Here is a 24555-nt window from a genome sequence, read left to right on the forward strand (position 1 = left end):
GTTGCGAAAGCCACTTTCGCAACGTTGAAGGTTGGGAAAGTGGCTTTCGCAACGCTCCCTCTCGCCCCTTCCCGCATCGCCGCCCCGAGGCACTACCGGTGCCATGAACGGTCCTTTCCTGGCAAAAATTTGCCAGGAAAGGACCGTTCATGGCGCTCACCCACAGAGGTTCGGGTCCGGCACTCACATTGCTGCAATGAAGGACGCTTTCATCGCAAAATTTGCCATGAAAGCGTCCTTCATCGCAGCCGCGAAGGGGGGTCAGAAGGTTCCGTCGGCCGCGACCGAGCGGTCCAGCCAGAGATCCTCCAGGGCCGCCCGCACCTCGGCACCCCGGGAAGCCGCCAACGCGACAGCACCCAGGTTGTCTTCCAGTTGCGCGAGACGGCTCACGCCGAACAACACGTTCGCCACCGGCGCGTAGGCGAGGCAGAACGCGAGAGCCAGCTGCGAAGGACTCACCCCGAAGTCCCCGGCGACAGTCGCGACGCGCGTAGCCGCGGCACGGATCGACTCCCGGATCCCGCCCGGATCGGCGCCGATCTTCCGCGACGGGGTCTTGCCGAGCAGCACGCCACCCTCGAACACGTCCGACGCCTGCAACGTCAACCGCCCCGCCTCGAAATGCGCACCGTAGAAGGGACCTTCCGCCATCGAGCGGCGCACGACGCTGTACTTCAGCTGAGCGAAAGCCGGCGCCGGAAGACCCTCGCGGGCAGCGAAATCCAGTGCCCGGTCGAGGTCCGCGGCCTGCCAGTTGTTCACGCCCCAGACGTCAAAGCGGCCGAGCCGGATCTGGTCGGCCACCTCGGTGACGATCCGCGGGATGTCCGGGCGCTCGAAATAATCGCCGACCACGACGGCATCCGCGCGCTCGACGCCGACCCGGTCGAACGAGGTCGCGAGCTGCTCGGCGAAACCGGTGTTCGGGTAGTCCCAGAGCCAGAGTTTCCCGCACAGCTGGTACTCGTCGCGCTTGATTGCGGCGGCGCGGACTGCCTCGCCGAAGATCAGGTCCGTGCGCGACTGCTCCGAATGCGGCCCCATGTTGTAGTGGGCCACGTCGAAGAGCGTGATCCCGGAGTCGATCGCGTACCGGAGCAGGCGCACCGCGTCGTCGAAGTCCATGCGGTCCCAGGTGTTCCAGGATCCCAGGCTCAGTGCCGAAGTGGCGAAGCCCAGCCCGTTCTGCTTCTCGTCCACGAGTTTTCCTTTCGCTGGCAACGGAAACAATTTTTAGTCTACGATCGTAGAATGAACAAGAGACTAGTCGTGGTGACCGGTGGTGCCAGTGGCATCGGCCGCGGAGTCGCCGAAGCCTTCCAGTCCGCGGGTGACCGCGTGGTCATCGCCGACGTCGACGTCCGCGCGGCGCACGACCTGGCGGGCGAACTCGGTGCGGAGCACGTCGAGCTCGACATCTCCGACCCCGGATCGGTCGACGCCGCGCTGGCGCTGGTCACCGATCGGTTCGGCCCGGTGGAGGTCCTGGTCAACAACGCGGGCCTGGCCGGGGGCGGCGGACCGTTGGTGGGCCTGGACATCGGCGTCTTCGACCTGTGCATGCGGGTGAACTTCCGCGGCACCTTCCTGATGACCCGCGCGGTCGGCGCGCACATGCTGGAAGCGGGCACCCGGGGCGCCATCGTGAACATCACCTCCATCGGCGCCCGGCAGCCGACCCCGGGCCTCGGCCACTACGAAGCCACCAAGGCGGCCGTCGAGGCGCTCACCCGCTCGGCCGCGCTCGAACTGGCACCGCACGGCATCCGCGTCAACGCCGTCGCGCCGGGTCCGGTGCTCACCCCGATGACCGCCGGTTTCGCCTCCGACACCGCCGCCCGCGCGGCGTGGGAAGCGAGGATCCCGCTGGGTACCATCGCTTCCGTCGCCGACGTGGTGCCGTCAGTCCTGTTCCTCGCCTCCGCCGACGCCGGCCATCTCACCGGGGTCAGCCTCCAGGTCGACGGCGGGCAACTGCTCACCTGAGTACACGACGCGACCGCCGGACACGGTGAGTTCGACGCCGACGTCCGGCAGGTCCGCGAACCCGACCTCGAGCGGGTTCTCGGCCAGCACGCAGAAGTCCGCGACGCGGCCCATGGTCAGCGATCCCTTCCAGGCCACCGCACCGTCCTGCTCGGCGGCCGCGACCGTGTAGCAGCGCAGCAACCGGGCCATCAACACCGAGTCCACTTCGGACGTGGAGAGCATCCGGGCGGCCGCCGCGAGGTGCACCCGCCAGTCGGGAGTAACCACCGGCGCGTCACTGCTCAGTGTCAGCGGGACACCCGAAGCCAGCATGTCCGCCAGCGGCCAGGCACGAGCGCCGACCTCGGCACCGAGCGCGTCCGTCAGCATTCCGCGCATGGCGACCGCGATCGCGGGCTGAGTGGTCAGGCCGACGCCTGCCGAAGCCATTCGCGCGAGCTGATCCACCGTCACCAGATCGCCGTGCACCAGGTGGTCGCCACGGCAAAGTGAGCCGAGCGCGGCCTCGATACTGCGATCCCCCGTGGCGTGCACGGCCACCGTCATCCCGGCGTCGTGGGCTAGGCGGATCATCGCGGCCAGGTTGCCCGCGCGACCCGGATCATCGTCGCCGTCGACGAGGAGCGCGCCGTGCGAACCGTCGGCGTAGCAGTGGTGCGTCCACGCGGAACGCATCGGCGGAATGCCGTCGGCGAAGATCTTCACGCCGGGCACGGTGAGCCACAACGGATTCGCGGCCGGCGCCGGCGTCGCCAGCCCGCGCCGGAAGTCCTCGAGCGAACTGGCACCGTCGAGCAGACCGAACAGCCGCAGCGCGGTCACCCTCGCACGCAGGAGTCCTTCCTCGGCCAGCGCCGCGTATTCCTCCAGCACTTCGGCACCGAAACAGCCGGTCTCGCCGGGTCCCAGACCGGGTTCGGTGTAACTCGTGATGCCCAGCGACGCGCACAGGTCACCCGCACGCAGGATGGCGGCTCGCCGTTCGGCCGCGGTGCGCACGGTTTTCTCCTCTCCCCCGCTGAATCCGGCACCGCCGATGAGCGTGTCCGGCCACCGGGCGCCGAGCCACGTCGCGTGAAGGTGTGAATCGTTGATACCGGGAAGAACGGTTCTTCCCGCCAGGTCGATCACCTCGGTCTCCGGGCCGATGTGGTCCAGCGCGACATCGCCGAGGGCGACGATCCGGTCGTTGCGCACCGCCATCGCCCGCACGACGGTCCCCGCCGGGTCGAAGGTGAGCACAGGGCCACCGCGGACCACGAGTGAAGCGGGGCGAATATGGTGCGACGGCATGGTTTCCTCCAGGATCTGGACTTTTTCTCCTACGACTGTAGACTAAAAAGATGGTCAACAGAACCGAAGCGGCGGTGCTCACCGAACACGGCTCCGCGCTCACCTTGCGGGAACTGCCGCTGCCCGAGGAACCGGAACCGGGCGCCGCGCTGGTCCGGATCACCTGCACCACCCTGTGTGGCACCGACGTGCACCTCTGGTCCGGTCAGATGACCTTCCCCGGCATGCTCCCCATGGTGCTGGGCCACGAAATGGTCGGCGAGGTGGTGGCCGTCGGGCCGGGCACGACCGACACGCTCGGCCGCGAGATCGCCGAGGGCGACCGTATCGGCTGGTCCGAATCGACCTGCGGAAAGTGTTACGGCTGCACGATCTTGCGTGAACCGGTCGCGTGCGAGAAGCGCGGATACGGGTTCCTTCAGCGTTCCGATGTCTTCCCGTACGCCACCGGCGGACTCGTGCGGTACTGCTACGTGACTCCTGGCGCGGCGAAGCTGCTGCTGCCCCACGAGGTCAAGGACACTTGGGCTTCGATGTCGGGCTGCGCGGGCAAAACCGTGCTGCGGGCCGTCTCGCGTTCGGGCGGGATCCGTCCCGGGGCGACCGTCGTGGTCCAGGGCGCGGGCGCGCTGGGCGTGTTCGCCACCGCGGTCGCGCGGATCTCCGGCGCGGGCGCCGTGATCGCCATCGGCGGGCCCGCCGACCGGCTGAAGATCGCCGAGCGTTTCGGTGCCTCAGCGACGATCCCTGTGGATGGCACCGTCGAAGACCGCGTCGAAAGGGTCAAGGAACTCACCGGTGGCCGGGGCGCCGACCACGTCTTCGACTTCGCCGGCGGGCCGACCATCGGTGAAGAGGCCATCGCCTTCGCCGCCCAGCGCGGCACGGTCGCGATCGTCGGTTCCACCGGCCCCGCGCCTTCCCCCGTGGCGCTGGGCACCGTGATGGGCAAGGAACTCACGGTCGTCGGCTCGCTCAACGGCGACATCGCCGACTACCACCGCTCAGTGGACTTCTTCCGCACGTTCGCCGACCGGCTGCCGTGGGATGACCTTTTCAGCGCGCCCGTCGGTCTCTCCCAAGCTTCGCAAAGCGTCGAGTCGATGTCGCGGCTCGGCGAACTCAAAGCCGTCATCGATCCCCGTCTCCCCTAGGAGAAGCCATGTCCGTTATCCCCCAGCGCCGGATCGGCCGCGACGGGCCGCTCACCGGCGTGCTCTCGCTCGGTTCCTGGCACACCTACGACCGGATGGACTTCCGCGAGGCGGTGAACCTGGTCCGCACCGCCGTCGATTCCGGGATCACGCTTTTCGACGTCGGCGTCTACGGTTTCCCCGGCGCCACACCGGTCTTCACCGACGTCCTGTTCTCTGCGATGGTCCGCGCGGCCGGGCTCCGTCGCGACGATTACCTGCTTTCGGCCAAGCTCTGGCTGGAGGGTTACCCCGAGCACGACCTCCGCGGCCAACTGGACAACGCGCTGTTCCGCGCCGGTGTCGAGCACGCCGACCTGGTGGTCCTGGGCGATCTCCGCCGCGACGACACCGATCTGCACCAGTTGGTGCTGGACCTCAACGGGCTCCGCGAGGCCGGGCTCATCCGGCAGTGGGGCGTCAACAACTGGTCCGCCACCACGATCCGGGCCCTGCACGATTTCGCCGCGGCCGAGAACGTGCCCGGTCCCGCGATCGCGCAGCTGAAGTACAGCGTCGCGCGACGGTCCATTCCGGACGGTGAACCCTTCGAGAAGGTCTTCGGCGAACTCGGGGTCACACTCCAGTCGTCGGACATCTTCGAAGGCGGGATCCTGCTCGGCAAGAACAGCGGCGCACGTCAGGTCGGGCGCGATCCCGGCGACATCCGCGAACGCATCGCCGCCTCCGCCCCAGAACTGGCGAAGATCGCGGCCGGACTGGACGCGACTCCGGCTCAGCTGTGCCTCGCGTTCACCCTCACCCATCCGGCCAACACGACTACGCTCTTCGGCGCGACGAGCACCCAGCAGCTCGAAGACAACCTGGGCGCCGTCGACCTCGTCGAGCGCGTGGGCGCGGATCGGCTCCGCGAGCTCGTCGAGCCATACTGGGCCGACCGGGGCGTCGTCGATCCGGAGGGACCGTGACGGCCTTCGATCCCGAACTCGCCGCCGCCCTCGAAGGCCTGCCGTCCGGACCGTCGCTGGGCACCGAGTCGCTGGCCGGCATTCGGCGGGCCTTGGCGGAGGGAAACCCGACCTGCGCCGAAGCGATCGGCGACCGGGATCTCGTCTGGGAAGACCGCGAGATCCCCGGCACCGACGTGGTCGTCACGGTCGTCAAGCCACGGGGCGCCAAGGACGCGCCGGGGTTCTACAACATCCATGGCGGCGGGATGGTGCTGGACGACCGGTTCGCCGATCTGCCCAGGATGGTCGCGCTGGTCGAGGAATTCGGCTTCGTCGCGGTGACCGTGGACTACCGGCTCGCTCCCGAGCATCCGCATCCGGCGCCGATCGAAGACTGCTACGCGGGCTTGACGTGGATGGTCGAGCACGCGGACGAACTCGGCTTCGACCCGGGCAGGCTGATCGTCGGTGGCGGCAGCGCCGGAGGCGGACTCGGCGCGGGGATCGCTTTGCTGGCCAGGGATCGTGGCGGGCCGGCGCTGGCCGGTCAGCTCCTGCTGTGCCCGATGATCGATAGCCGCAACGACTCGGCGTCCACAATGGAATTCGCCGAGCGCGGAGTGTGGGGCCGCGCGGCCAACGAGTTCGGCTGGCGATCGCTCCTGAATGGACAGACCTCGCCGTACGCCGTGCCGGCCATCGCGACCGAGCTCACCGGACTCCCGCCCGCCTTCATCGAGGTCGGCGCGGCCGAAATCTTCCGCGACGAGGACGTCGAGTACGCGCGACGGCTCTGGCAGGCGGGCGTGCCCACCGAACTGCACGTCTGGGCGGGCGCGTACCACGGCTTCGACCGGATCGCCCCGGACAGCGAGGTGACCCGGGCCGCGCTCGCCGCCCGGGCCTCCTGGCTGCGCCGCACTATCGGCCGAGGATGAACCGGGCGGCCTGCTCGCCGACCAGTACCGCCGGCGCGTTGGTGTTGCCCGTGGTCACCCGCGGCAGCACCGACGCGTCGGCGATCCGCAGCCCGCCGATCCCGTGCACGGCGAGCTCCGGGTCGACCACGGAATCCGCGTCGGTGCCCATCCGGCACGTCCCGACCTGGTGGTGGTAGGTGATCGCGGTCAGCCGGACGTACTCGCGGACGTCGGCGTCCGGCCCCGGATACAGCTCACGGGCACCCCAGTCGTCGGCCAGCGCGGACGCGCGGCCGATCTCCCGGCACTGTTCCACCGACGCGACCAGGCTCTCGAAGTCGGCCGGATCCTCCAGCGCGGCGAGGTCGATCAGCGGCTCATCGAGCGGGCTCGGCCCCGAAAGCCGGAGACTGCCCCGGCTGCGCGGCGTGACCATGCCCGCCATCAGCGAGAACCCGGTCTCCGGGCCGGTCATCCAGGACTCGTACATCGGCACGCTGAAGTGGATCGGCTGGGTGTCGGGTACCTCCAGACCGGGGCGGCTGCGCCAGAACAGATGGGTCTGCGTGACCGAGCGGCCGGGCGCGGGCGGATCGACCTGACGACGATCGGTCGCGAAGATGACCGGCGACAGCAGATGGTCATGCAGGTTCTTCCCGACGCCCGGCAGCTCCGCGACGACGTCGATACCGTGCACCTCCAGCTCGTCGACCGGCCCGACCCCACTGCGCAGCAGGATCGCGGGAGACGCCAGCGCGCCGGCGGCGAGCACGACCTCGTCGGCGAAGACCTTGCGCAGCTCGCCGTCGACCTCGGCCAGCACGCCGGTCACCCTGTCGCCCTCGAAGAGCAGCCGGTGGACGAGGGCTCCCGTGTGGACGGTCATCCGCTCGGCCGCGGGTCGCCCGTAGGCGAGCCAGGTGTTGAGCCGTTTGCCATCGCGTGTGGTGACACGCTGCACCGACACGCCGTCGAGGTCGTCGCCGTTGTAGTCCGGGTTGAACGGCAGGCCGATCTGCACGGCAGCGTCCACAATGGACTGCTGGATCGGATGCAACGGCTCGTTCGGCACGACGTCGAGCAGGTCCTTCTCGATCCGCTCGAACACCGGTCGCACGTCGCCCCACCGCCAGCCGGGCAGATCCCAGCCGTCGTAGTCGGCCGGGGCGCCGCGCACCCAGATCATCGCGTTCAGCGAATGCGACCCGCCGAGCACCTTGCCGCGCGGCAGGTGCAGCCGCCGGTTCGCCGCGTGCGGCTGCGGCACGGTGTAGTGGTCCCAGTCCTCCGGGCCGTGCCACAGCTCTCCGGCCCGCGAAGGGTCGTGAATGGCCGGATTGGTGTCCGGCCCGCCCGCTTCGAGCAGCGTGACCCACGCCCCGGAATCGGCCAGTCGCCTGGCGACCACCGAACCGGCCGAACCCGCTCCCACCACGATGACGTCCATGTCCACCACCCTCGCAAGGCGCGACGGCGCCCGGCGGATTCGGTTCGCTGGCCGACAATCGGCGTGCCCTGGCGGGCAAGACCGGAGAGCTCGTGGCGCCCGATACTCGATCACACACCGGTCGAGGGGAGCCAGCCATGGCCACACGCCTGTTCATCGACGGACAGTGGACCGCCGCGGGAGGCGGGTCGCTGCCGACGTACGATCCGGCCACCGGCCAGGTGATCGAGGAGGTCGGCACCGCGTCGGCGGCCGACGTCGACGCCGCCGTCGGTGCCGCGCGGAAGGCATTGAACGACCCCGCCTGGGCGGGGCTGCTGCCGGTCCAGCGGGCCGCGCTCATGTTCAAGCTGGCGTCGCTGGTCGACGAGCACCACGAGGAGCTGGCCGCGCTCGAGACGCGCGACCAGGGCCAGCCGATCGGCATCTCGCGCCAGGTCAGCGTCACCGGCGCGGCGGAGCACATCCGGTACTTCGCGGGCTGGGTGACCAAGATCCAGGGCACCACCAACCCGGTCTCCTTCCCGGACACGCTGCACTACACCCGCCGTGAGCCGGTCGGGGTGAACGCGCTGATCACGCCGTGGAACTTCCCGCTGATGATCCTGGTGTGGAAGCTCGCGCCCGCACTGGCCACCGGCAACACCGTGGTGATCAAGCCCAGCGAGGTCACCCCGCTGACCAGCATCCGGCTGGTGGAGCTCGTGCACGAGGCCGGGTTCCCGCCGGGGGTGGTCAACCTGGTCACCGGTGACGGCGCCGTCGGCGCGCTCCTGAGCAGGCACGACGACGTCGACCACCTGTCCTACACCGGGTCCACCGCGGTCGGGAAGCTGATCACGGCGGCGAGCGCGGAGTCGAACCTCAAACGCCTCACCCTCGAACTCGGCGGCAAGGCACCCAGCATCATTTCCGACGACGCGGACATCGACGCCGCCGTCGCGGGCAACCTCGCGGGCGCGACGCTGAACAGCGGGCAGGTCTGTGCCGCGTACACCCGGTTCTTCGTGGACCGCAAGCGCGAGCAGGAGTTCGTCGCGAAACTCGCCGCCGGGCTCGAAGGCCTCAAGATCGGGCCCGGACTGGACGAATCCACCCAGCTAGGTCCCCTCGTGTCCGCGAAACACCGCGAGCACGTGGACTTCCTCGTCTCGACCGGGAACGAGCAGGGCGCGGAACTGGTCACCGGTGGCAAGCCGGTCGACCGCGACGGCTACTTCTACTCGCCGACGTTGTTCGCCGGTGTCGCCGACGACATGACGATCATGCGCGAGGAGATCTTCGGACCGGTCCTCGCCGTCACCGCCTATGACGATCCGGACGAACTGCTGGCACGGGCGAACGACACCGAATACGGGCTCGCCGCGACGGTGTGGACCCGCGATCTGGGTGTCGCACAACGGTTCGCCAACGGCATCCGAGCGGGCGCGGTGTTCGTCAACATGCCGTCGATCCCCGACATGGCCGCGCCGTGGGGCGGCTACAAGGCCTCCGGCTGGGGCCGCGAGATGGGGCCGTGGGCGATCGACGCGTACACCGAGATCAAATCCGTCTGGCTGCACTACTCGTGACCACGGGCGACGCGGTGAACGGGACCGCGAAGAGCAAGTCGCAGATCGCCTACCACTGGATCAAGGCGCGCATCGACGACGGCACCTTCTCCCCCGGCTACCGCCTCGTGTTCGGGCAGATCGCACAGGAACTCGGGGTCAGCACCGTGCCGGTGCGCGAGGCGGTCCGGCGGCTGGAGGCCGAGGGCCTGGTGACCTACGAGCACAACATCGGCGCACAGGTCGCCATGGCCGACGAGAGCGACTATCAGCACACCATGCAGACGCTCGCGCTGGTCGAGGGCTACGCCGCCGCGCTGGCGGCGCCGTCCCTGCCCGGCGAGGCGCTCGACGAGGCCAAGGGACTCAACGCGGAACTCACGGCGTGTCTCGACAACTTCGAGCCGTCGCGGTTCACCGCGCTGAACCGCGACTTCCACCGCGTCCTGTTCGGCACCTGCCCCAATCCGCAGGTACTCGACCTGGTCAACCGCGGCTGGAACCGGCTGGCCGGGCTGCGCACGTCGACGTTCAGTTTCGTCCCCGGCCGCGCGCACGAATCCGTGCAGGAGCACCAGAAGATCCTCGACCTGTTCGATCGGAACGCGCCTGCCGGGGAGATCGAACTGGCCGTGCGTGAACACCGGTTGACCACTTTGGAGACGTTCCTGGCCTGGCGGCACCCCTAGGCCGGGACGGTCCCCGGCGGCGGAAAAGCGTAGAAGCGCACGGAAAGTTCCTTTTCACCCTCCACCGGACGATGACGACGCCGGCAGTACCGCGTGATCAGCTCGCGGTACTCCGCGTCCAGCTCACGAAACTCCACCTCGGTCAGGCTCGTCGAGGTCCGCTGGGCCGTCGACCACGGGCCGAACTCGTCGCGGTGCGCCGCGGCCCAGGACAGCAGGGCGACCTCGTCCGCGTACTTCGCGTCGAGGAACGCCGCGACCCGTTCCCGATCCGCGCCGTCGTAGTCCTCCGGCCGCGGCTCACGCAGGTCTTGCGGGATCGCGATCCAGTTCCCTTTCCGGTCGCGGTGAACGAAACCGTTGTCGCGCAAAGTGTTCAGGCATTCGGCGACTTCGGCGCGCTCCAGCCCCGTTCGGCGCGCGACCGCCTCCGTGTCGCCGGGAAGCTCACGCGTCACCCGCTGGTATCGCGGATTCTCCCGCATCTCGATGTCCCGCAAGGTGACCGATCGCCGCGGCAACGCGTCACTCAACAGCCTCCGCGCGGCGAAGGCCAGTACCACGGCGACCGGGATCTCGACGAAGACGGCGAGCGCGACACTGGCCCACCGTTCGGCCGACGTCCAACCCAGCATGACGTCGAACCACGCGTCACAGCACAACATCGCGGCCGTGGCCGACAGCAGCGGCACGGCCGCCCGGCGGCGACGCATCCCCAGCCACGCACCGGCCGCGAAGCAGAGCAGAAGAGCGACGTCGAACCCGACCCACGCCGCACGCCACTGCCCGGTGTCGTACCGGTCGGGCAAGGTGTGCGCGAGGTAGACGGTCCAGGGCACGAGCAGGACCGCCGCGCCGGCGAGCACCGTCAGGAGTATCCGTCGGATCATGATCACGACGCTAGAAGCGGGCGGCGGCCGGGGCATCCGGGATTCTCCCTGGTCCGGGCTCAGGGTCGTCACGTTAGCGCGGAAGGCCAGAATCGGTCCATGCGATCGAAGCGCTCGCTCTTGCCGCCGTCCTCTCGTGCACGGCCGGGCTCACCGGATCGGCCGCCGCTTCGACTGCGGGTGCAGGGCGAGGTCGTCCCTGACTTGAGTCTCCACCCACTGGAGCCTTTACCGTCGCTCCCATGACGATCACCGTGCTCGACACCTACCCCGCTATGCGAGCGATCCTGCGCGCGCCGCGGGCGGACCGCGCCGCGAGGCTCAAGGCGATGGTCGAACCCGCCGCCGGGATGTACCGCTACTTCCCCGGCGAGGTGGATCTCGTCGCGATGCACGCGATGGGTTCCGGGTTCCCGCTCGACCGCGACGAGGAACGCTGCCTCGTTGCCCTCGAAACCCTCCACGAAGCGGACGCCTGGAACCGGATCCAGCGGGCGCTCGACGACGCCGTCACCATCCAGCTCGCCGCCACACCCGGGCTGACGGTCCCGGACATCACCGTCCTCACCGTGCTGGGTGATCCCGGCGACGAGCATTACCTGGGCCCGAATCTGGGGATGACGGCGAACGGCAGCGTGTCCGGCTACATCTACCTCAACTTCTGGCCGTATCCGGAGAATCTGGCGCGGCTGGAGGCCACGGCGGTCCACGAGCTGAACCACAACCTGCGCTACAGCCCCGGCGGGGTGATCTGGGACCCGGCGACGGTCACCGTCGGCGAGCAGATCGTGTCCGAGGGGCTGGCCGACGCGTTCGCCCGCCAGTTGTACGGCGACGAACTCGGCTATGCCCGCATCGGTGTGCCGCATCTGCACGACGACGCCGTGTTCGCGAAGGTCGTCTCCGGGCTGGAGATCACCGGCATGCAGAACTTCACGGCGTGGGTGCACGGCGACGAGACCGCCGCCCGCTACGGCGCCACACCCGTCGGCTTGCCGACCGGCGCCGGGTACGCGGTCGGCAACCGGCTAGTCGACGCCTATCTGGCCGCGACGGGCCGGACCGCCGCGGAGGCCCTGCTGGCGGACCGCCGCGACGTCCTCGACACCGCTCTGGGCTAGGACTCGCGGCGCCTCGACCGGATCGTGAGCGCCACCAGCGCGCCACCGACGAGCAGCAGGAACAGGCCGGCGACCAGCAGGCCCCGGATCTCGCTGCCGGTCGAGGCCAGCGGGCCGCTGTCGGACGGGCCCCCACCCGGCGCGGTCGCGCCCGGCTGCCCGGGCGTCGTGGTCACCGTGACCCCGGGACCCGGGGTCGTGGTGGTGCTGCTGCTCGAGCCCGGCGACGACGTGGAGCTGCTCGTCGGGCTCGACGACGTCGTGCTGCTGGAGGAACCGGTCGACGTCGAGCTGGTGCTCGTCGGGCTCGACGAAGTGGTCGAGGTCGGCGTCGGTGAGGTCGGGGCTGTCGACGTGGAAGTGGCCGAAGTCGGGCTGGTCGACGTGGTGCTGGTCGTGGTCGTGCTGCTCGTCGTAGTGGAACTCGACGAAGAGGACGACGGGGACGTGGAACTGCTCGGCGTCGTGGTGGGCGTGCTGCCGCATTCGGGCAGATCACCGGTGAACGGATAGGCGTGGAACTCCTGCCCGCCACCGCCGGTCGCCTCGGAAGTGTGCACCAGCGAGCCCGTGGTGAAGAAGCGGCCGTTCATCCCGGAGGCGGTGACGGTCGCGGTGCTCCCGGGCTCACCGATCAGCACACTCCCCTGGAACTGGGCGCCTCCGGCGATCTTCACCGCGGTGGCGTCCGGGAAGTTCCACAGGAGCCGCTCGCGCAGCTTGTTCAGCGGATCCCGGTCGTCGAGGTCGCCGGTGTAAGTGTTGATCGTCCGGGCGGCTCCCACGATGTTGACCAGGATCGTCGCCCCCGCCGGGATACCCGCGAATTCGATCCCCTGCATACCGCCGGTGGCGCCGGTCAGGTCGAAGTCCACGGTGAACACCTGCAGCGCGGATTTCCCGTCCCCGGTGAACAGGGTGCGGTAACCCTGGTTGACCGCCGTGCCCGTGGCCGGACGCGGCGTGGTGCCTTCCCGCGCGTAGCACTTGCTCGCCACTCGAAGATCGTCGCGCAGGCCCAGATACGGTTTCGCCGCGTCGGGGTCCTTCTCGAGCTTGCCGGTCACCGTCCCGGTGACGGTCCCCGCGTGCCGGACGACGCCCCCGTCGGCGAGCAGCCGCTGGTCCGCCGCGACACTGACGTTCCCACCGGTGGTCAGGAAGTCGGCGCCGTCGGGTGGCGGGACGCGGGATCCGACACCCGCGATGCCGACGTTGTAGACGGCGGACGCGCCCGCTCGCTTCGCCATGTCGAAATCACCGAGGACGACGACCCGCCCTTCGGCTTCCGCGGCGGCTTCCCGTACCTGGAATTCACCGCCGACGTAGACGTTGATGCCGTTGTCCCGGCCCGCGTAATCCTTGTTGTTCACCGGTGGGTACACATCGGGACAGGCCGGTCCGACACACGGTCCCAGGCCGCCCGGCAAAGGGGCGGCGACCGCGCCGTCGGTGATCACGAGCGCCGCCACGCAAACCACCGCGGCGGCACCGGCAGAAAGAGAGGCGAACCGCCTTGCACGCATGCGGCGATTCTTGTGCCCATCGACCGTCCGAACACAATCGGAATACGGAAATACCCCCGACCGGGCGAGGCGGATGACCCACCCCGTTCGTGGCCGTCCAGCGTTGTCCAGACAAGGGAATTCCAGGTGGAACGCGAAATCCCTAGAGTTCTGCCGGATGATGGGAGGTTCGCCACATGACGGACACCGGAGTGGGCAGGCGCACCGGCTCGGTGGAAGTTCTCGCGGGTCTTCTCGTTCTCGTCCTGCTGGTCCGAGGTCCGCTCGACGACCTCCTCGGCACGCCCGTCGTGCAGACCTGGACGACGGTCTTCGTTTCGATCGTGCTCCAGGCCGTTCCTTTCCTCACGTTCGGGGTGACCCTTTCCGCCGCGATCGCGGTCTTCGTGCCGCGGGAATTCTTCGCGAAAGCCCTTCCGAAAAATCCGGCACTCGCGGTTCCCGCGGCCGCGGCGACCGGAATGGTGCTGCCGGGTTGCGAATGCGGTTCGGTCCCGGTCGCCGGGGCCTTGGTGCGCAAGGGGGTCACCCCGGCCGCGGCGCTGGCGTTCCTGCTCGCCGCCCCCGCCCTCAATCCGGTCGTGCTGGCCGCCACGGCGATCGCGTTCCCGGATCAGCCGTCGATGGTCTTCGCCAGGGCGGCGGCCGGGCTCGCCGCCTCGGTCGTGATGGGCTGGCTGTGGCTCGGCCTCGGCCGGACGGAATGGATCAAGCTGCCCGCGCACGCCCACGACGGCCCGCGCTGGCGGGCGTTCACCGGCGCGGCGGGACACGACCTGGTGCACGCGGGCGGGTTCCTGGTCATCGGCGCCATGGCGGCCGCGACGCTCAACGTCCTGATCCCCGGCCGCTGGCTCCAGGCCGTCGCGGACCATCCGGTGCTCGGGGTCCTCGCGCTGTCCCTGCTGGCGGTCCTGTTGTCGATCTGCAGCGAAGCGGACGCCTTCGTCGCCGCCTCGCTGAGCCAGTTCTCCCTCACCGCCCGGCTGGCGTTCCTCGTGGTCGGGCCAATGGTCGACCTGAAGCTGTTCGCCATGCAGGCCGGCACCTTCGGCAGGCGGTTCGCCACCCGCTTCGCGCCCGCCACGTTCGTCGTCGCACTCGGCTGCGCGGTCGTGACCGGGACGGTGCTCTGGTGAACCGGACCGCCGCGACCGTCGTGCTGCTCCTGCTGGGCACGGCCGTGGTCAAGGTCTGCCTGACCGGCCAATACCTGCGCTATGTCAAGGAAGGGCTGTGGCCGTTCCTGCTCGCGTCCGGTCTCCTGGTCCTCGTGCTGGCGGCGACGAATCGTCATCGTCATCCGAAAGTGGCCTGGCTGCTCCCGCTTCCGGTCCTCGCGTTGCTGCTGGTCGCCCCGCAGCCGCTCGGCAGCTACGCGGCGGGCAACGCGGGCACGGTGCTGACCCGATCCGACGAATATCCGGCCCTGCCCGACGGCGACCCGGTGAAGGTGACCGTCCTGGATTACGCCTCCCGCGCGGTGTTCGACGAGGGACGGTCCCTCGGTGCGAGACGGGTCGTGCTCACCGGTTTCACCGCCGACGGCCCGGACGGCGCGACCCTGCTCGTCCGGATGATCCTGACCTGCTGCGCCGCGGACGGACGGCCGGTGAAGGTCGTGCTGGACGGTCAGGTTCCGAGCGCGCCTGACACCTGGATCGAGGTCACCGGCACGTTCCGGCCGGGATCCGTGGTGGACGACGTCAACGGCGAACGCATCCCGTTCCTGAAGGTCGAAAACGTCGTACCGGTGGCCGCGCCCGAACGTCCTTACGAATAGTCAGGCCCAGCTCCATTGGATCCCGTACTGGCCGGGGAGCGGGTCGAGGGTGATGAACTGGAAAGTGCTGGTCTCCCTGTCGAACTTCGCTTCGCCGCGTTCCTCGCGTGGCTGCCCGCTGCGCGGCTGGAAGTACGCGGTGCAGCGTTTCGGCAGTCGTGCGGGGTCGAACGCGAGCTGCACGACGATGTCCCGCGCGGGCCGGTAGAGCGCGATCTGCGCGTGCCGGTTGGTCTGTCCCGGCGGGAACCGGACCCCGAACTCCACCGAGGCCAGTTCGCCCGCGGCCAAGGTCCGGTCGAGCGCGAATTCGAAGACGCAGGTGGACGACGGGACGTCCGCGCGGAACCGCGCCGGGCGGCAGCCTTCGGTGAACATGACCAGCGGCGGTTGCGTGATACTGGAGCACCGGCTCACGAACACGAACCGCGAGGTGCCGTCGTGATCGGCGCGGACGAGCCGCCGGACCCGGATCGATTCCTGGTGCCCGTGCCCGTCCACGCGGTAGCACACGTTCTGTGAAATCCGGTGCGGTGTATCGAGTTCGTCCGGCGTCGCGTCCATTTTGGCCAGTGCGCGCACCACTTCTTCCGGCCGCCGCCACACCTGGTCGTAGGGCAGGGCGTCGCCGGCGCGGCTCGTCCAGCGGCCGCGGGGGCGCCGCGGGCCGAGCAATCCGGTCAGCGTTTCCGGAGGCTGGCCGAGAATGGTCTCCAGCGCGGTCACCGCGGCGAGTGAACTGGCCCGTTCCGGCCGGTTTTCGCCATTCTGCCAATAGCTCAGCGCGCTGATGCTGACCGGCGTGTCCTGCGCGCGCAATCGGCGGCTGATCTCGCTGAGACTCAGCCCGCTGCGTTCGATCGCGGCGCGCAGTGCGGCACCGAATTCCGCCGGAGCGAGACTCGTCATGAAGGCGCAGCGTACCGTCCGGAACGCCCGACTTTCGTCGGGTGAACCGGGCCCCGTTCAGAGTTATCCAGCCGCCCGGCGACTTTTCGTTGACCCTCCTCCGGCCGGGATTAGGGTCGGAATCGTCGGAAGAATCCCGAATCCCCGACGACTCGCACGTCCTCCCGCCGATGACCGAAGAGGATGATTTCCCATGCGCTCAAGCACAAGACGATGGCGTCGCCGGACGCTGGCCGTCGCGACCACCACGCTCGCGGCCGGGGCCTTCCTGGTCGCCGCGCAACCCCAAGCGGGCGGAGCCGCGCCACCCGCCGTGCCGGAAGTGGCCGATCAGGTTCCGCAACTGACCGAGGCCGGGGTCACCACGGGCACCGCGTCGGTCTCCGGTGCCGACGCCTCCACCATGGCCACCCGCTCCGTCTGCGCACCCGGCGCACAGTGGCTGCGAGTCCGGTTCACGGAACTTTCGCTGCGCGGCGAGGACTCGGTGACGCTCACCGGCAGCCGCGCGGGCGCGTACACGCTCACCGCGCGGAACTGGCCGGGCAAGGCGTTCCACACCCGGGCGTTCGAAGGTGACTGCGTGCGCGTCTCGGCCGCGCTGTCCGACCCCGCCAGCCGCTTCGCCATCGACGCCTACCAAGCCGGAAACCAGCCGCTCGCCGCGGCGACCACGACCGTGGCGGCGGTCGGCGACGTCTGCGGATCTTCGTGCAACCAGACCGCGCCGCTGATCAAGAACATGAACCCGCAGGCGCTCATCCTGGCCGGGGACAACGCTTACAACTCGGGCACGCTCTCCGAATACAAGAACACTTACGACCCCCACTACGGGCAGTTCAAATCCATCACCTATCCGACGCCGGGCAACCACGAGTACAACACCTCCGGTGCGTCGGGTTACTTCGACTATTTCGGCGCGCGCGCCGGTGAAAGGGGCAAGGGCTACTACAGCTTCGACGTCGGCGATTGGCATTTCGTCGCGCTCAACTCCAACATCAGCCGGAGCGCGGGCTCCACTCAGGAGACCTGGCTGAAGAACGACCTGGCGGCGAGCACCAAACCGTGCACGGCCGCGTTCTTCCACCACCCGCGGTTCAGCCGCGGCACCCACGGTGACGACCCCTCGGTGACGCCCTTCTTCCAAGCGCTCTACAACGCGAAGGCGGACTTGATAGTCGTCGGCCACGACCACAACTACCAGCGGTACGCGCCGTCGCGGCCGGACGGTACCCGCGACGACGTGAACGGCGTCCGCGAACTGCTGATCGGTACCGGCGGCCGGGGCTACTACAACTTCGACCAGTCGTCGGCCGCCGTGCAGGAAGCGGGCAACACCAACACCTTCGGCGTCGGGAAGCTGACACTGAGCGCGACGGACTACCGCAGTGACTTCGTGCCGGTATCGGGCCGCACCTTCACCGACACCGCGACCGGCAAATGCAAGAAGGGCGTCTCCTCCCCCGCCTTCTCCGTCGGCGCAAGCCCGTCGTCGGTGTCGGTGAAACCGGGCGAGAAGGCGTCGGTGACGGTGAACGTCGGCAGCACCGGCGGCTTCAGCTCCGCGACCGCTCTTTCGGTTTCGGGCCTGCCTTCGGGAGTGACCGGCACGATCTCGCCGTCGTCGGTCACCCCGCCCGCCGACGGCAGCGCGACGGCGACGCTGACCTTGACCGCGTCGGACACCGCGGCCGGCTCGGCGACCGCCACGGTCACCGGGTCGTCGGGCTCCACGACCCAGACCGCGAAGGTCACGGTGAGCGTCGGTTCGGCAGGCGGTGAGGCGTTCTCGGACGACTTCGAGACCGACAAGGGCTGGCGGCTCAACGCCGCCGGGGCGGACACCGCCACTTCGGGCAAGTGGGAACGGGGTGATCCGGAGCAGACCACTTCGACCCACAGCAACCAGATCAAACAGCGCGGCGACACGACCAGCGGCGCGAACTGCCTGGTCACCGGGCGGCTCGCCGGATCGGCGTACGGCGTCAACGACCTCGACGGCGGCGGGTCGTCGATGGCCTCCCCGTCGTTCACCGTGCCGGCGGGCGGGAAGCTGACGTTCTCCTACACCTTCGCGCACGGCGACAACGCCACCTCCGCCGACCACCTGCGGATCCGCGTGCTCGACGGCACCACGCCGACGACGGTGTTCGAGAAACTCGGCTCCGCCACGGAAGTCGCGGGCGTCTGGCAGACCGCCACGGCCGACCTGTCGTCCTTCGCCGGGCGCGGTGTGCGCCTGCTGGTCGAGGCGGCCGACGGGAGCACCGCGTCACTGTGGGAATCCGCGGTCGACGACGTGCGCGTCACCGCGTAGCCGGGGAAGGCGGACATGTACCTCTCCACGATCCGTTCCGCCGACCCGGCCCGGCCGGGAGGCCGCGCCAAGCACGCGGTGCCGAGCACCGTCATCGGTCTGGGCGTGGTCAGCCTGATCACGGACGTGTCCGCCGAGATGGTCACCGCCGTGCTGCCGCTCTACCTCGTGTACGGGCTCGGCGTCGGTTACCTGCAACTGGGTGCGATCGACGGGCTCTACACCGGCGCGACGGCGCTGCTGCGGCTGGCGGGCGGCTACTTCGCCGACCGCCTCGGCCGTCCGAAGGCCGTGGCCCTGGTGGGCTACGGCCTTTCGGCGGCGACCAAACTCGCCTTCCCCGCGGCCGGGTCCTCGCTCGGCGCGATCGGCCTGGTGATCGGGGCCGATCGCGCGGGCAAGGGCATCCGCACCGCGCCGCGGGACGCGATGATCACCCTCGCCACCCCCGCCGACGGCCTTGGCCGCGCGTTCGGCGTGCATCGGGCGATGGACACGGCGGGCGCGCTGCTCGGGCCGATCGTCGCGTTCGGCCTGCTGACCCTGCTCGTCGGCGACTATCCGGCGGTGTTCGGGGTGAGTTTCTGCCTCGCCGTGATCGCGGTGATCGTGCTGGCCGTGTTCGTCCGTGCCCCCGCCGGGACGGTCGAACGGTCACGCGTGCGGCTACGAGCGGGTTTCGCCCTGCTGCGGCAACCGGGGCTCCGCGGCACCTGCCTTGCCGCGGCGCTTCTGGGCGTCTGCACGGTCGGCGACATGTTCCTGTTCGTCGGTGTGCAGCGATCCGCCGGATTGCCACCCGGGGCACTTCCCTTGCTGCCCTTGGCGACGGCGTTGACCTTCATGGCCCTGGCTTCCCCGGTCGGACGGCTCGCGGACCGGCTCGGCCGATGGAAGGTGTTCCTCGCCGGCCACGTCGTCCTGCTCGCCGCGTACGTCGTCCTCGCCGCATCGGCGAGCGGATGGCTCGTCGCGGCGGTCGTCCTGGCGGCGCACGGGGCGTTCTACGCGTGCACGGACGGCGTCCTGATGGCGCACGCGGCACCGCTGGTACCGGAGCCTTTGCGGGCCACCGGTCTCGCGATCGTCCAAACAGGACAAGCGCTGGCCAGGGCGACGGGGGCGGTCCTATTCGGCGCGCTCGCCGCCGGGACGGCGTTGCGGCCCGCGTTCGCGATGTTCGCCGTGGTGCTGCTGGTGTCGGTACTGGCCGGAACGAGGATCAAATGAAGCGGACCTGGGTGGGTGTCGCGGCGGTCGTGCTGACCGTGGCGGCCGGGGCGGTGTTCGTCGGGCTTCGCACCGGCGACGCGGCGGCCGAGCAGCAGCTGGACCTCGCGCGCGGCGGCCTGCTGTACGTGGACGAGTCGGGCCGGGTCCGGCAGGACGACCGCGTCGGCCCCTCCTGTCAGCGGGTGGACGTCGCCGCGGGCACCATGGCGTGCCTGCGCGCGACGGCGGTACCGGACCAGGCCGAGCTGCTCGTCACGAAACCCGGCGCCGAACCCCGGCTGATCTCGGAATGGGGACTGCCGTCCCGGGTCCGGGTCTCCCCGTCCGGGCGGCTGGTGGGCTGGACGGTGTTCCGCTCCGGTGACTCCTATCTGGGCGGGGCGGGCACGTTCTCCACCACCGCCGGGATCTTCGACCTGGCGACAGGAAACCACCACGGCTCGCTGGAGGACTTCGCGCTCACCGTGGACGGAAAGCCGTACCCGGCCGCGGACCTGAACTACTGGGGAGTGACCTTCGCCAGGGACGATCTGACGTTCTACGCCACCGCCAGATCCGCGGGTGGCACCTGGCTGATCCGCGGCGATCTGCGCACCAGGACACTGACTTCCTTGCGGCGCGACGTCGAATGCCCGTCGCTCTCCCCCGACGGCACGCGCGTCGCCTACAAGTTCCGTGACGGCGCCCGGTGGCGGCTGCACGTGCTCCGCCTCGCCGACGGCCTCGACGTCCCGCTCGCCGACCCCGCGCATCTGGACGACCAGCCGCAGTGGCTCGACGACCGGACCGTCGCCTACGGCCGGGACAAGGCGATCTACGCGGTACCCGCCGACGGCACCGGAACGCCCGCGCTCCTCCGCTCGGGTGCTTCCTCCCCCGCGGTGGTGCGGTGATCCCGCGCGACTGCACCCTCCCGGGTCTGGCACTCGCCGCGCTGGCGGCCGTCGTCGTGGTGGCCCTGCCCGGGCCCGCCCCGGAGGCCGAGGTGCCCACCGTCCCCTCGGTCACCGACGTCTGGCCCGACGCCCGGATCACCGCGAACGCGGTCACCGGCGCTCCCTACACCCCGCTGGCGTTCCTCGATTCCGGCATCCCCGCCGGGGTGACGCGGACGAACGACGCCGTCCGGCTCATGGTGGGAGATCGCGTGCTCCGCGAAGTCCCGCCGTCGGGCTCGCCCCGGTTCGTGCTCGCCGTCTCCCCGGAAGCCCTGGTGTGGCTGGAATTGTCCGACATCACCGGGACGGGAACACTGTGGCGGGCCGGGCCGCACGGTGAGGACCCGGTCCCCGTCACCGCCGACACCGGGCGGGTCGTGCTCCTGGACTCCCAGTACGACCTCGTCGTCCACGACGGCAAGGCCGGCTGGGCGGCCGTGCGGGGCGAGGCCACCGAGGTGCGGACGGTGGCGTTGTCCGGCGGCCCGGTGACGCGGGTTCCGCTGCCCGGCGAGTACGCGCTCACCGCATGGCCCTTCGCGACGGCGGCGGCGGTCGAGCAGGCGGGACCGTCGGAACTCGTGGACCTCCGCGACGGCCGCGTCACGAAGGTCGACGGGCAGAGCGTCGAACTGGTCGACTGCACACCTTCCTGGTGCCGGGTCCAGGTTCTGCGCCAGAGCGGGACGGCGCGGTTCGACCTCATGAGACCCGACGGATCCGAGCGAAGACGGGTCGGCGGGAAGGGGATCCGGCCCGCGTTCGGCGACGTCGTCCTGCTCGACCGGTACGCGGTGGTGGCCGACGACGACCGCGGCGTGCTCGCCCTCTACGACACCGCCACCGGCCGGATGGCCGACCTGGCCGCGGAGTTCGGTACCGTCCTGGCGCGAGGGCCGTTCGTCTGGTGGTCCGACGGCGGGAACGAGTCCCTGACCTGGCGGGTACTGGACCTGCGCACGCTCAAGGCATCTGCTTGACTGCTGCCGTGCCGTCCGATCGTGAGACCTCCGTCGAAGCGGAGTTCTCGCGGGTGGTCGGCCGGTTCGCCGGGCCGGCCAGGGGCGCCGGGCTGCTGGTGATCAGTGTCTTCGGGGTGCTCGCCACGCCGTCCGGGGCACTCCCCCTCGCCTTCGGACTGCTCGCGCTGGCGCTGATCACCGCCGCGGCCGAGCACCTCGTGGGGAAGACGGGCCGCGGCAGGCCGGTGGCGTTCGTGCTGACGCTGGTGCGCGCCGCGGCGATCGGCGGCACCCAGTTCCTGACCGCGCCCGAAGCGGCCGAGCTGAACCAGTGGGCGCTCAACGTCCTCACCATCACCGCGATCACCCTCCAATGGGAATGGCCGCCGAAGGTCACCGTGCCCGCCGTCGCCTGCCTGCTGGCGATCGAGGTGGTGCCTCTCGGCTTCGAGGACGGTTTGTCGGTGGTGGTGCGAGTGCTGATCGAGGCCACCCTCGCCAGGGTCGCCTTCGTCCTGCTGTCGCGGACGACGCGCCGGATCGACGATCTGCGCGAGCGCCGGGCCCGGCTGACCCGGGAGGAATCCCTTGCCGTGCAACGACGACAGCAGGAACGCGAGTATCTGGCCGTCCTGCACGACACGGCGGCGGCCACGTTTCTCACCGTGGCCCAGCGCGGCGAAACGACGGAGCCGTCCGAGGTCGCCGGATACGCGCGCCGCGATCTCGCGATCCTCACCGGCGAATCCGGTCCCGGCAGCGTCGTCGACCTCGAGACCTCGTTGCGCGGCGTGCTCGCGCAGAGCCCGGTGAAGGTCGAGACGCGCTGGTCTCCGGTCGCGCCGATCCCGGCGTCGGCGGCGCTCGCGCTGGTCCGTGCCGTGCGCGAGGCGCTGGTGAACGTCGACCGCCACGCGGGTGTCGGCGAGGCCCGCCTGACGGTGGAAGACGGGGTGCGCGTGACCGTCCGGGACGAAGGCCGCGGTTTCGACCCGGCGAAGACCCCGGCGCAGCGGCGAGGTGTCCGGGGCTCGCTCGTCGAACGCATGGCCGCGGCGGGCGGCCGGGCCGAGGTGACCTCCGCGCCCGGTGCGGGGACCACGGTGGAACTGGTGTGGCCGCATGAATGAGACCGCGGACCGGGTGCTCGGCGGCTGCCGGATCGCGGTACTGCTCGCGACGGCGGCGATCCAGCTCGGGCTCAGCCTGACCCGGCTGGACGACACCCCTGGCCGGATCGCGTTCGCCGCGCTGGCCGGTGTGCTCGTCGTCGCGGCGTGGTGGGTGCTGCGCTGGAAGCCGGTCCCCTGGCCGGTCGCGCTCGTGGGCGCGATCGTGGTCCTCGCCGCCTCCGCGGTCGCCATCTGGACCCTGCCCCCGGACCGGCTCCTCGGCGACGAGGACTGGGCGTCCGGCCTCGCGGGCTGGCATCTGCTGGTCCTGTTGCTGGACCGCCCCGCGGTCGCGATGGCCGCGCTCGTCCTCCAGATGACGCTCACCTTCGTCCGGCAGATCGGCGCCGCGCCCACCGATCGCGGCGAGATCGGCAGCGTGGTGATCGCCGGGCTCAGTGTGCTCGCCTTCCAGGCCGCGACGCTGGCGTTGATCAGGGTCGTCAACCGGCGGTCGGGCGAAGCGGCGGAGGCTTCGGCCGAACGCGACCGGCAGGCCCACCGCAAAGCGCTCGCCCAGCAGCGGGAGGCCGACCAGCGGAGCCGGTTCGCCGGGCAGCTCGGCGCCACCCTGCCGCTGCTGGCCGGACTGGCCGACCGCACCCTGGACCCGCGTGACGACATCGTCCGGCAGCGTTGCGCGCTCGCCGCCACGCAACTGCGGCGGCTGTTCGCGGAGAACGACGATGTTCCCGACCCGTTGCTGCACGAAGTCTCGGCCTGCGTCGATCTCGCCGAGCGGCGGGGCTTGGCGGTGACACTGGCGGTCAGCGGTGAAGCGACGCCTGTCCCCACCTCCGTCCGCCGCGAACTGACCGCTCCGCTGATGACCGCGCTGGCCGCCGCGAGGACGCAGGCCAGGGTGAGCGTCCTGCGCACCGGCGACGGGATCCGCGTCGCCGCGATCACGGACGGTGAACCCGGGCCGGCGGCGAACGGATCGGGCGCCGTCGACGTCGAATGGCACGCACTGGCGGAACGATCGTGGATGGAGGCGAAATGGCGTTCGCGACCGAACTGACCGCGGTGGTCGTCGACGACCATCCGGCCGTACGGGCCGGGGTCGTGCACTGGCTGTCGTCCGGCACCCCGCCGGTCACCGTCGTGGCCGAGGGTGAAGACGTGCGGGCCGCGTGGATCGGCGAGGGCGCGCAGGCCGACGTCGTCATCCTCGATCTGCATCTGAACAGCACGACCCCGGCGATGGGCGATCTGCGGCGGCTCACCGAAGCGGGCCGCCGTGTCATCGTCTACTCGATGCGGGACGACGACGAGACGGTCTTGCAGTGTCTCGAACTCGGCGCGCTCAGCTACCTCACCAAAGCCGAAGGCGCGGAACACCTCCTCGAAGCCGTGCGCGCGGCGGCGGCCGACCGGTCGTACACGCCGCCGTCACTGGCGGGCGCGATGGCCGGGGACCGCTCGGAGCGGCGTCCCGCCCTCTCCGCGCGTGAGACCGAAGTGCTCATCGAGTGGTTCCAGTCCGAGTCGAAGGACTTCGTCGCGCACCGGCTGGGGATCTCGCCGAACACCGTCAACTCGCATCTCGAGCGGATCCGGGTCAAGTACGCCCAGATCGGCAGGGAGGCCCCGACGAAGGCCGCGCTCGTCGCGCGGGCCATCCAGGACGGGCTGATCGGCGTAAGCGATTTGTGATCAGGTGTGGTGCGAACGGGCCACAGAAGCCGCCACGGGTTGCGGCTACGGTG

At 70.1% G+C, this 24555-nt stretch carries 22 protein-coding genes; 16 read left to right on the forward strand and 6 right to left on the reverse strand.

Annotated features, from left to right (window positions below; genetic code table 11):
- Window positions 1-261 precede the first annotated feature (261 nt).
- Window positions 262-1203, reverse strand: coding sequence for an aldo/keto reductase (locus tag ACLJQ7_RS41745; protein WP_410653713.1), 942 nt, complete (start codon window positions 1201-1203; stop codon window positions 262-264).
- Window positions 1204-1272: 69 nt separating this feature from the next.
- On the opposite strand from ACLJQ7_RS41745, the gene ACLJQ7_RS41750 reads away from it, so the two are divergent.
- Entirely contained in the window at window positions 1273-1989 is a 717-nt protein-coding gene (locus ACLJQ7_RS41750; RefSeq protein ID WP_125678827.1) for an SDR family NAD(P)-dependent oxidoreductase, read from the forward strand.
- Here ACLJQ7_RS41750 and ACLJQ7_RS41755 read toward each other — a convergent pair.
- Window positions 1906-3285 (reverse strand): amidohydrolase, encoded by a 1380-nt coding sequence (locus ACLJQ7_RS41755; RefSeq protein WP_410653714.1) that lies wholly within the window; start codon window positions 3283-3285, stop codon window positions 1906-1908. The two genes, ACLJQ7_RS41750 and ACLJQ7_RS41755, sit on opposite strands and share 84 nt — an antisense overlap.
- 50 nt (window positions 3286-3335) lie before the next feature.
- On the opposite strand from ACLJQ7_RS41755, the gene ACLJQ7_RS41760 reads away from it, so the two are divergent.
- The 3 genes from ACLJQ7_RS41760 to ACLJQ7_RS41770 are packed head-to-tail and all read left to right on the forward strand — an operon-like array spanning window position 3336 to window position 6327.
- Window positions 3336-4439: a zinc-binding dehydrogenase gene (locus ACLJQ7_RS41760; protein ID WP_410653715.1), complete on the forward strand. Its 1104-nt coding sequence runs from the start codon at window positions 3336-3338 to the stop codon at window positions 4437-4439.
- An 8-nt stretch (window positions 4440-4447) separates the two neighbouring features.
- A complete protein-coding gene (locus tag ACLJQ7_RS41765) occupies window positions 4448-5407 on the forward strand; it encodes an aldo/keto reductase (RefSeq protein ID WP_410653716.1) in 960 nt (319 codons plus the stop codon).
- The gene (locus ACLJQ7_RS41770; protein WP_410653717.1) at window positions 5404-6327 is read left to right on the forward strand and encodes an alpha/beta hydrolase; all 924 of its coding nucleotides are present in this window, start codon (window positions 5404-5406) and stop codon (window positions 6325-6327) included. Before ACLJQ7_RS41765 ends, ACLJQ7_RS41770 begins: the two co-directional genes overlap by 4 nt.
- Here the strand turns inward: ACLJQ7_RS41770 and ACLJQ7_RS41775 are convergent.
- Window positions 6311-7756: a GMC family oxidoreductase gene (locus ACLJQ7_RS41775; RefSeq protein ID WP_410653718.1), complete on the reverse strand. Its 1446-nt coding sequence runs from the start codon at window positions 7754-7756 to the stop codon at window positions 6311-6313. The genes ACLJQ7_RS41770 and ACLJQ7_RS41775 overlap by 17 nt on opposite strands.
- Before the next feature lie 137 nt (window positions 7757-7893).
- Here ACLJQ7_RS41775 and ACLJQ7_RS41780 point away from each other — a divergent pair, with 137 nt between their 5' ends.
- Window positions 7894-9327 carry an aldehyde dehydrogenase family protein gene (locus ACLJQ7_RS41780; RefSeq protein ID WP_410653719.1) on the forward strand — a complete coding sequence of 478 codons (1434 nt, stop codon included), beginning with the start codon at window positions 7894-7896 and terminating at the stop codon, window positions 9325-9327.
- Window positions 9324-9995, forward strand: a complete 672-nt coding sequence (locus ACLJQ7_RS41785; protein WP_410653720.1) for a GntR family transcriptional regulator — start codon at window positions 9324-9326, stop codon at window positions 9993-9995. The genes ACLJQ7_RS41780 and ACLJQ7_RS41785 overlap by 4 nt, the downstream gene beginning before the upstream one ends.
- Here ACLJQ7_RS41785 and ACLJQ7_RS41790 read toward each other — a convergent pair.
- Window positions 9992-10885, reverse strand: coding sequence for a hypothetical protein (locus ACLJQ7_RS41790; RefSeq protein WP_410653721.1), 894 nt, complete (start codon window positions 10883-10885; stop codon window positions 9992-9994). The two genes, ACLJQ7_RS41785 and ACLJQ7_RS41790, sit on opposite strands and share 4 nt — an antisense overlap.
- 242 nt (window positions 10886-11127) lie before the next feature.
- Between ACLJQ7_RS41790 and ACLJQ7_RS41795 the strand changes: the two genes are divergently transcribed.
- Window positions 11128-12006 (forward strand): DUF2268 domain-containing protein, encoded by an 879-nt coding sequence (locus ACLJQ7_RS41795; protein WP_410653722.1) that lies wholly within the window; start codon window positions 11128-11130, stop codon window positions 12004-12006.
- On the opposite strand, the gene ACLJQ7_RS41800 is transcribed toward ACLJQ7_RS41795, so the two are convergent.
- Window positions 12003-13478: a choice-of-anchor A family protein gene (locus ACLJQ7_RS41800; protein WP_410653723.1), complete on the reverse strand. Its 1476-nt coding sequence runs from the start codon at window positions 13476-13478 to the stop codon at window positions 12003-12005. The two genes, ACLJQ7_RS41795 and ACLJQ7_RS41800, sit on opposite strands and share 4 nt — an antisense overlap.
- A gap of 230 nt (window positions 13479-13708) precedes the next feature.
- On the opposite strand from ACLJQ7_RS41800, the gene ACLJQ7_RS41805 reads away from it, so the two are divergent.
- Window positions 13709-14671 (forward strand): permease, encoded by a 963-nt coding sequence (locus ACLJQ7_RS41805; protein ID WP_410653724.1) that lies wholly within the window; start codon window positions 13709-13711, stop codon window positions 14669-14671.
- On the forward strand, window positions 14668-15315 hold the full coding sequence (locus ACLJQ7_RS41810) for a TIGR03943 family putative permease subunit (protein ID WP_410653725.1): 648 nt from the start codon (window positions 14668-14670) through the stop codon (window positions 15313-15315). Before ACLJQ7_RS41805 ends, ACLJQ7_RS41810 begins: the two co-directional genes overlap by 4 nt.
- On the opposite strand, the gene ACLJQ7_RS41815 is transcribed toward ACLJQ7_RS41810, so the two are convergent.
- The gene (locus ACLJQ7_RS41815) at window positions 15316-16224 is read right to left on the reverse strand and encodes a helix-turn-helix domain-containing protein (protein WP_410653726.1); all 909 of its coding nucleotides are present in this window, start codon (window positions 16222-16224) and stop codon (window positions 15316-15318) included. It abuts the gene before it with no gap.
- Between the two features lie 193 nt (window positions 16225-16417).
- Here ACLJQ7_RS41815 and ACLJQ7_RS41820 point away from each other — a divergent pair, with 193 nt between their 5' ends.
- The 7 genes from ACLJQ7_RS41820 to ACLJQ7_RS41850 are packed head-to-tail and all read left to right on the forward strand — an operon-like array spanning window position 16418 to window position 24502.
- Window positions 16418-18541, forward strand: coding sequence for a metallophosphoesterase (locus ACLJQ7_RS41820; RefSeq protein ID WP_410653727.1), 2124 nt, complete (start codon window positions 16418-16420; stop codon window positions 18539-18541).
- Window positions 18542-18556: 15 nt separating this feature from the next.
- Window positions 18557-19771, forward strand: a complete 1215-nt coding sequence (locus ACLJQ7_RS41825) for an MFS transporter (protein WP_410653728.1) — start codon at window positions 18557-18559, stop codon at window positions 19769-19771.
- Window positions 19768-20667: a TolB family protein gene (locus ACLJQ7_RS41830; protein ID WP_410653729.1), complete on the forward strand. Its 900-nt coding sequence runs from the start codon at window positions 19768-19770 to the stop codon at window positions 20665-20667. The genes ACLJQ7_RS41825 and ACLJQ7_RS41830 overlap by 4 nt, the downstream gene beginning before the upstream one ends.
- Complete coding sequence (locus tag ACLJQ7_RS41835) at window positions 20664-21692, forward strand: hypothetical protein (RefSeq protein ID WP_410653730.1); 1029 nt, start codon at window positions 20664-20666, stop codon at window positions 21690-21692. Before ACLJQ7_RS41830 ends, ACLJQ7_RS41835 begins: the two co-directional genes overlap by 4 nt.
- An 8-nt stretch (window positions 21693-21700) precedes the next feature.
- Window positions 21701-22804, forward strand: coding sequence for a sensor histidine kinase (locus tag ACLJQ7_RS41840; RefSeq protein ID WP_410653731.1), 1104 nt, complete (start codon window positions 21701-21703; stop codon window positions 22802-22804).
- Window positions 22797-23867 (forward strand): histidine kinase, encoded by a 1071-nt coding sequence (locus ACLJQ7_RS41845; protein WP_410653732.1) that lies wholly within the window; start codon window positions 22797-22799, stop codon window positions 23865-23867. The genes ACLJQ7_RS41840 and ACLJQ7_RS41845 overlap by 8 nt, the downstream gene beginning before the upstream one ends.
- On the forward strand, window positions 23846-24502 hold the full coding sequence (locus tag ACLJQ7_RS41850; protein ID WP_410653733.1) for a response regulator: 657 nt from the start codon (window positions 23846-23848) through the stop codon (window positions 24500-24502). The genes ACLJQ7_RS41845 and ACLJQ7_RS41850 overlap by 22 nt, the downstream gene beginning before the upstream one ends.
- Window positions 24503-24555: the final 53 nt, after the last annotated feature.

The organism is Amycolatopsis sp. cmx-4-54, assembly GCF_046548895.1.
Taxonomy (GTDB): Bacteria; Actinomycetota; Actinomycetes; order Mycobacteriales; family Pseudonocardiaceae; genus Amycolatopsis.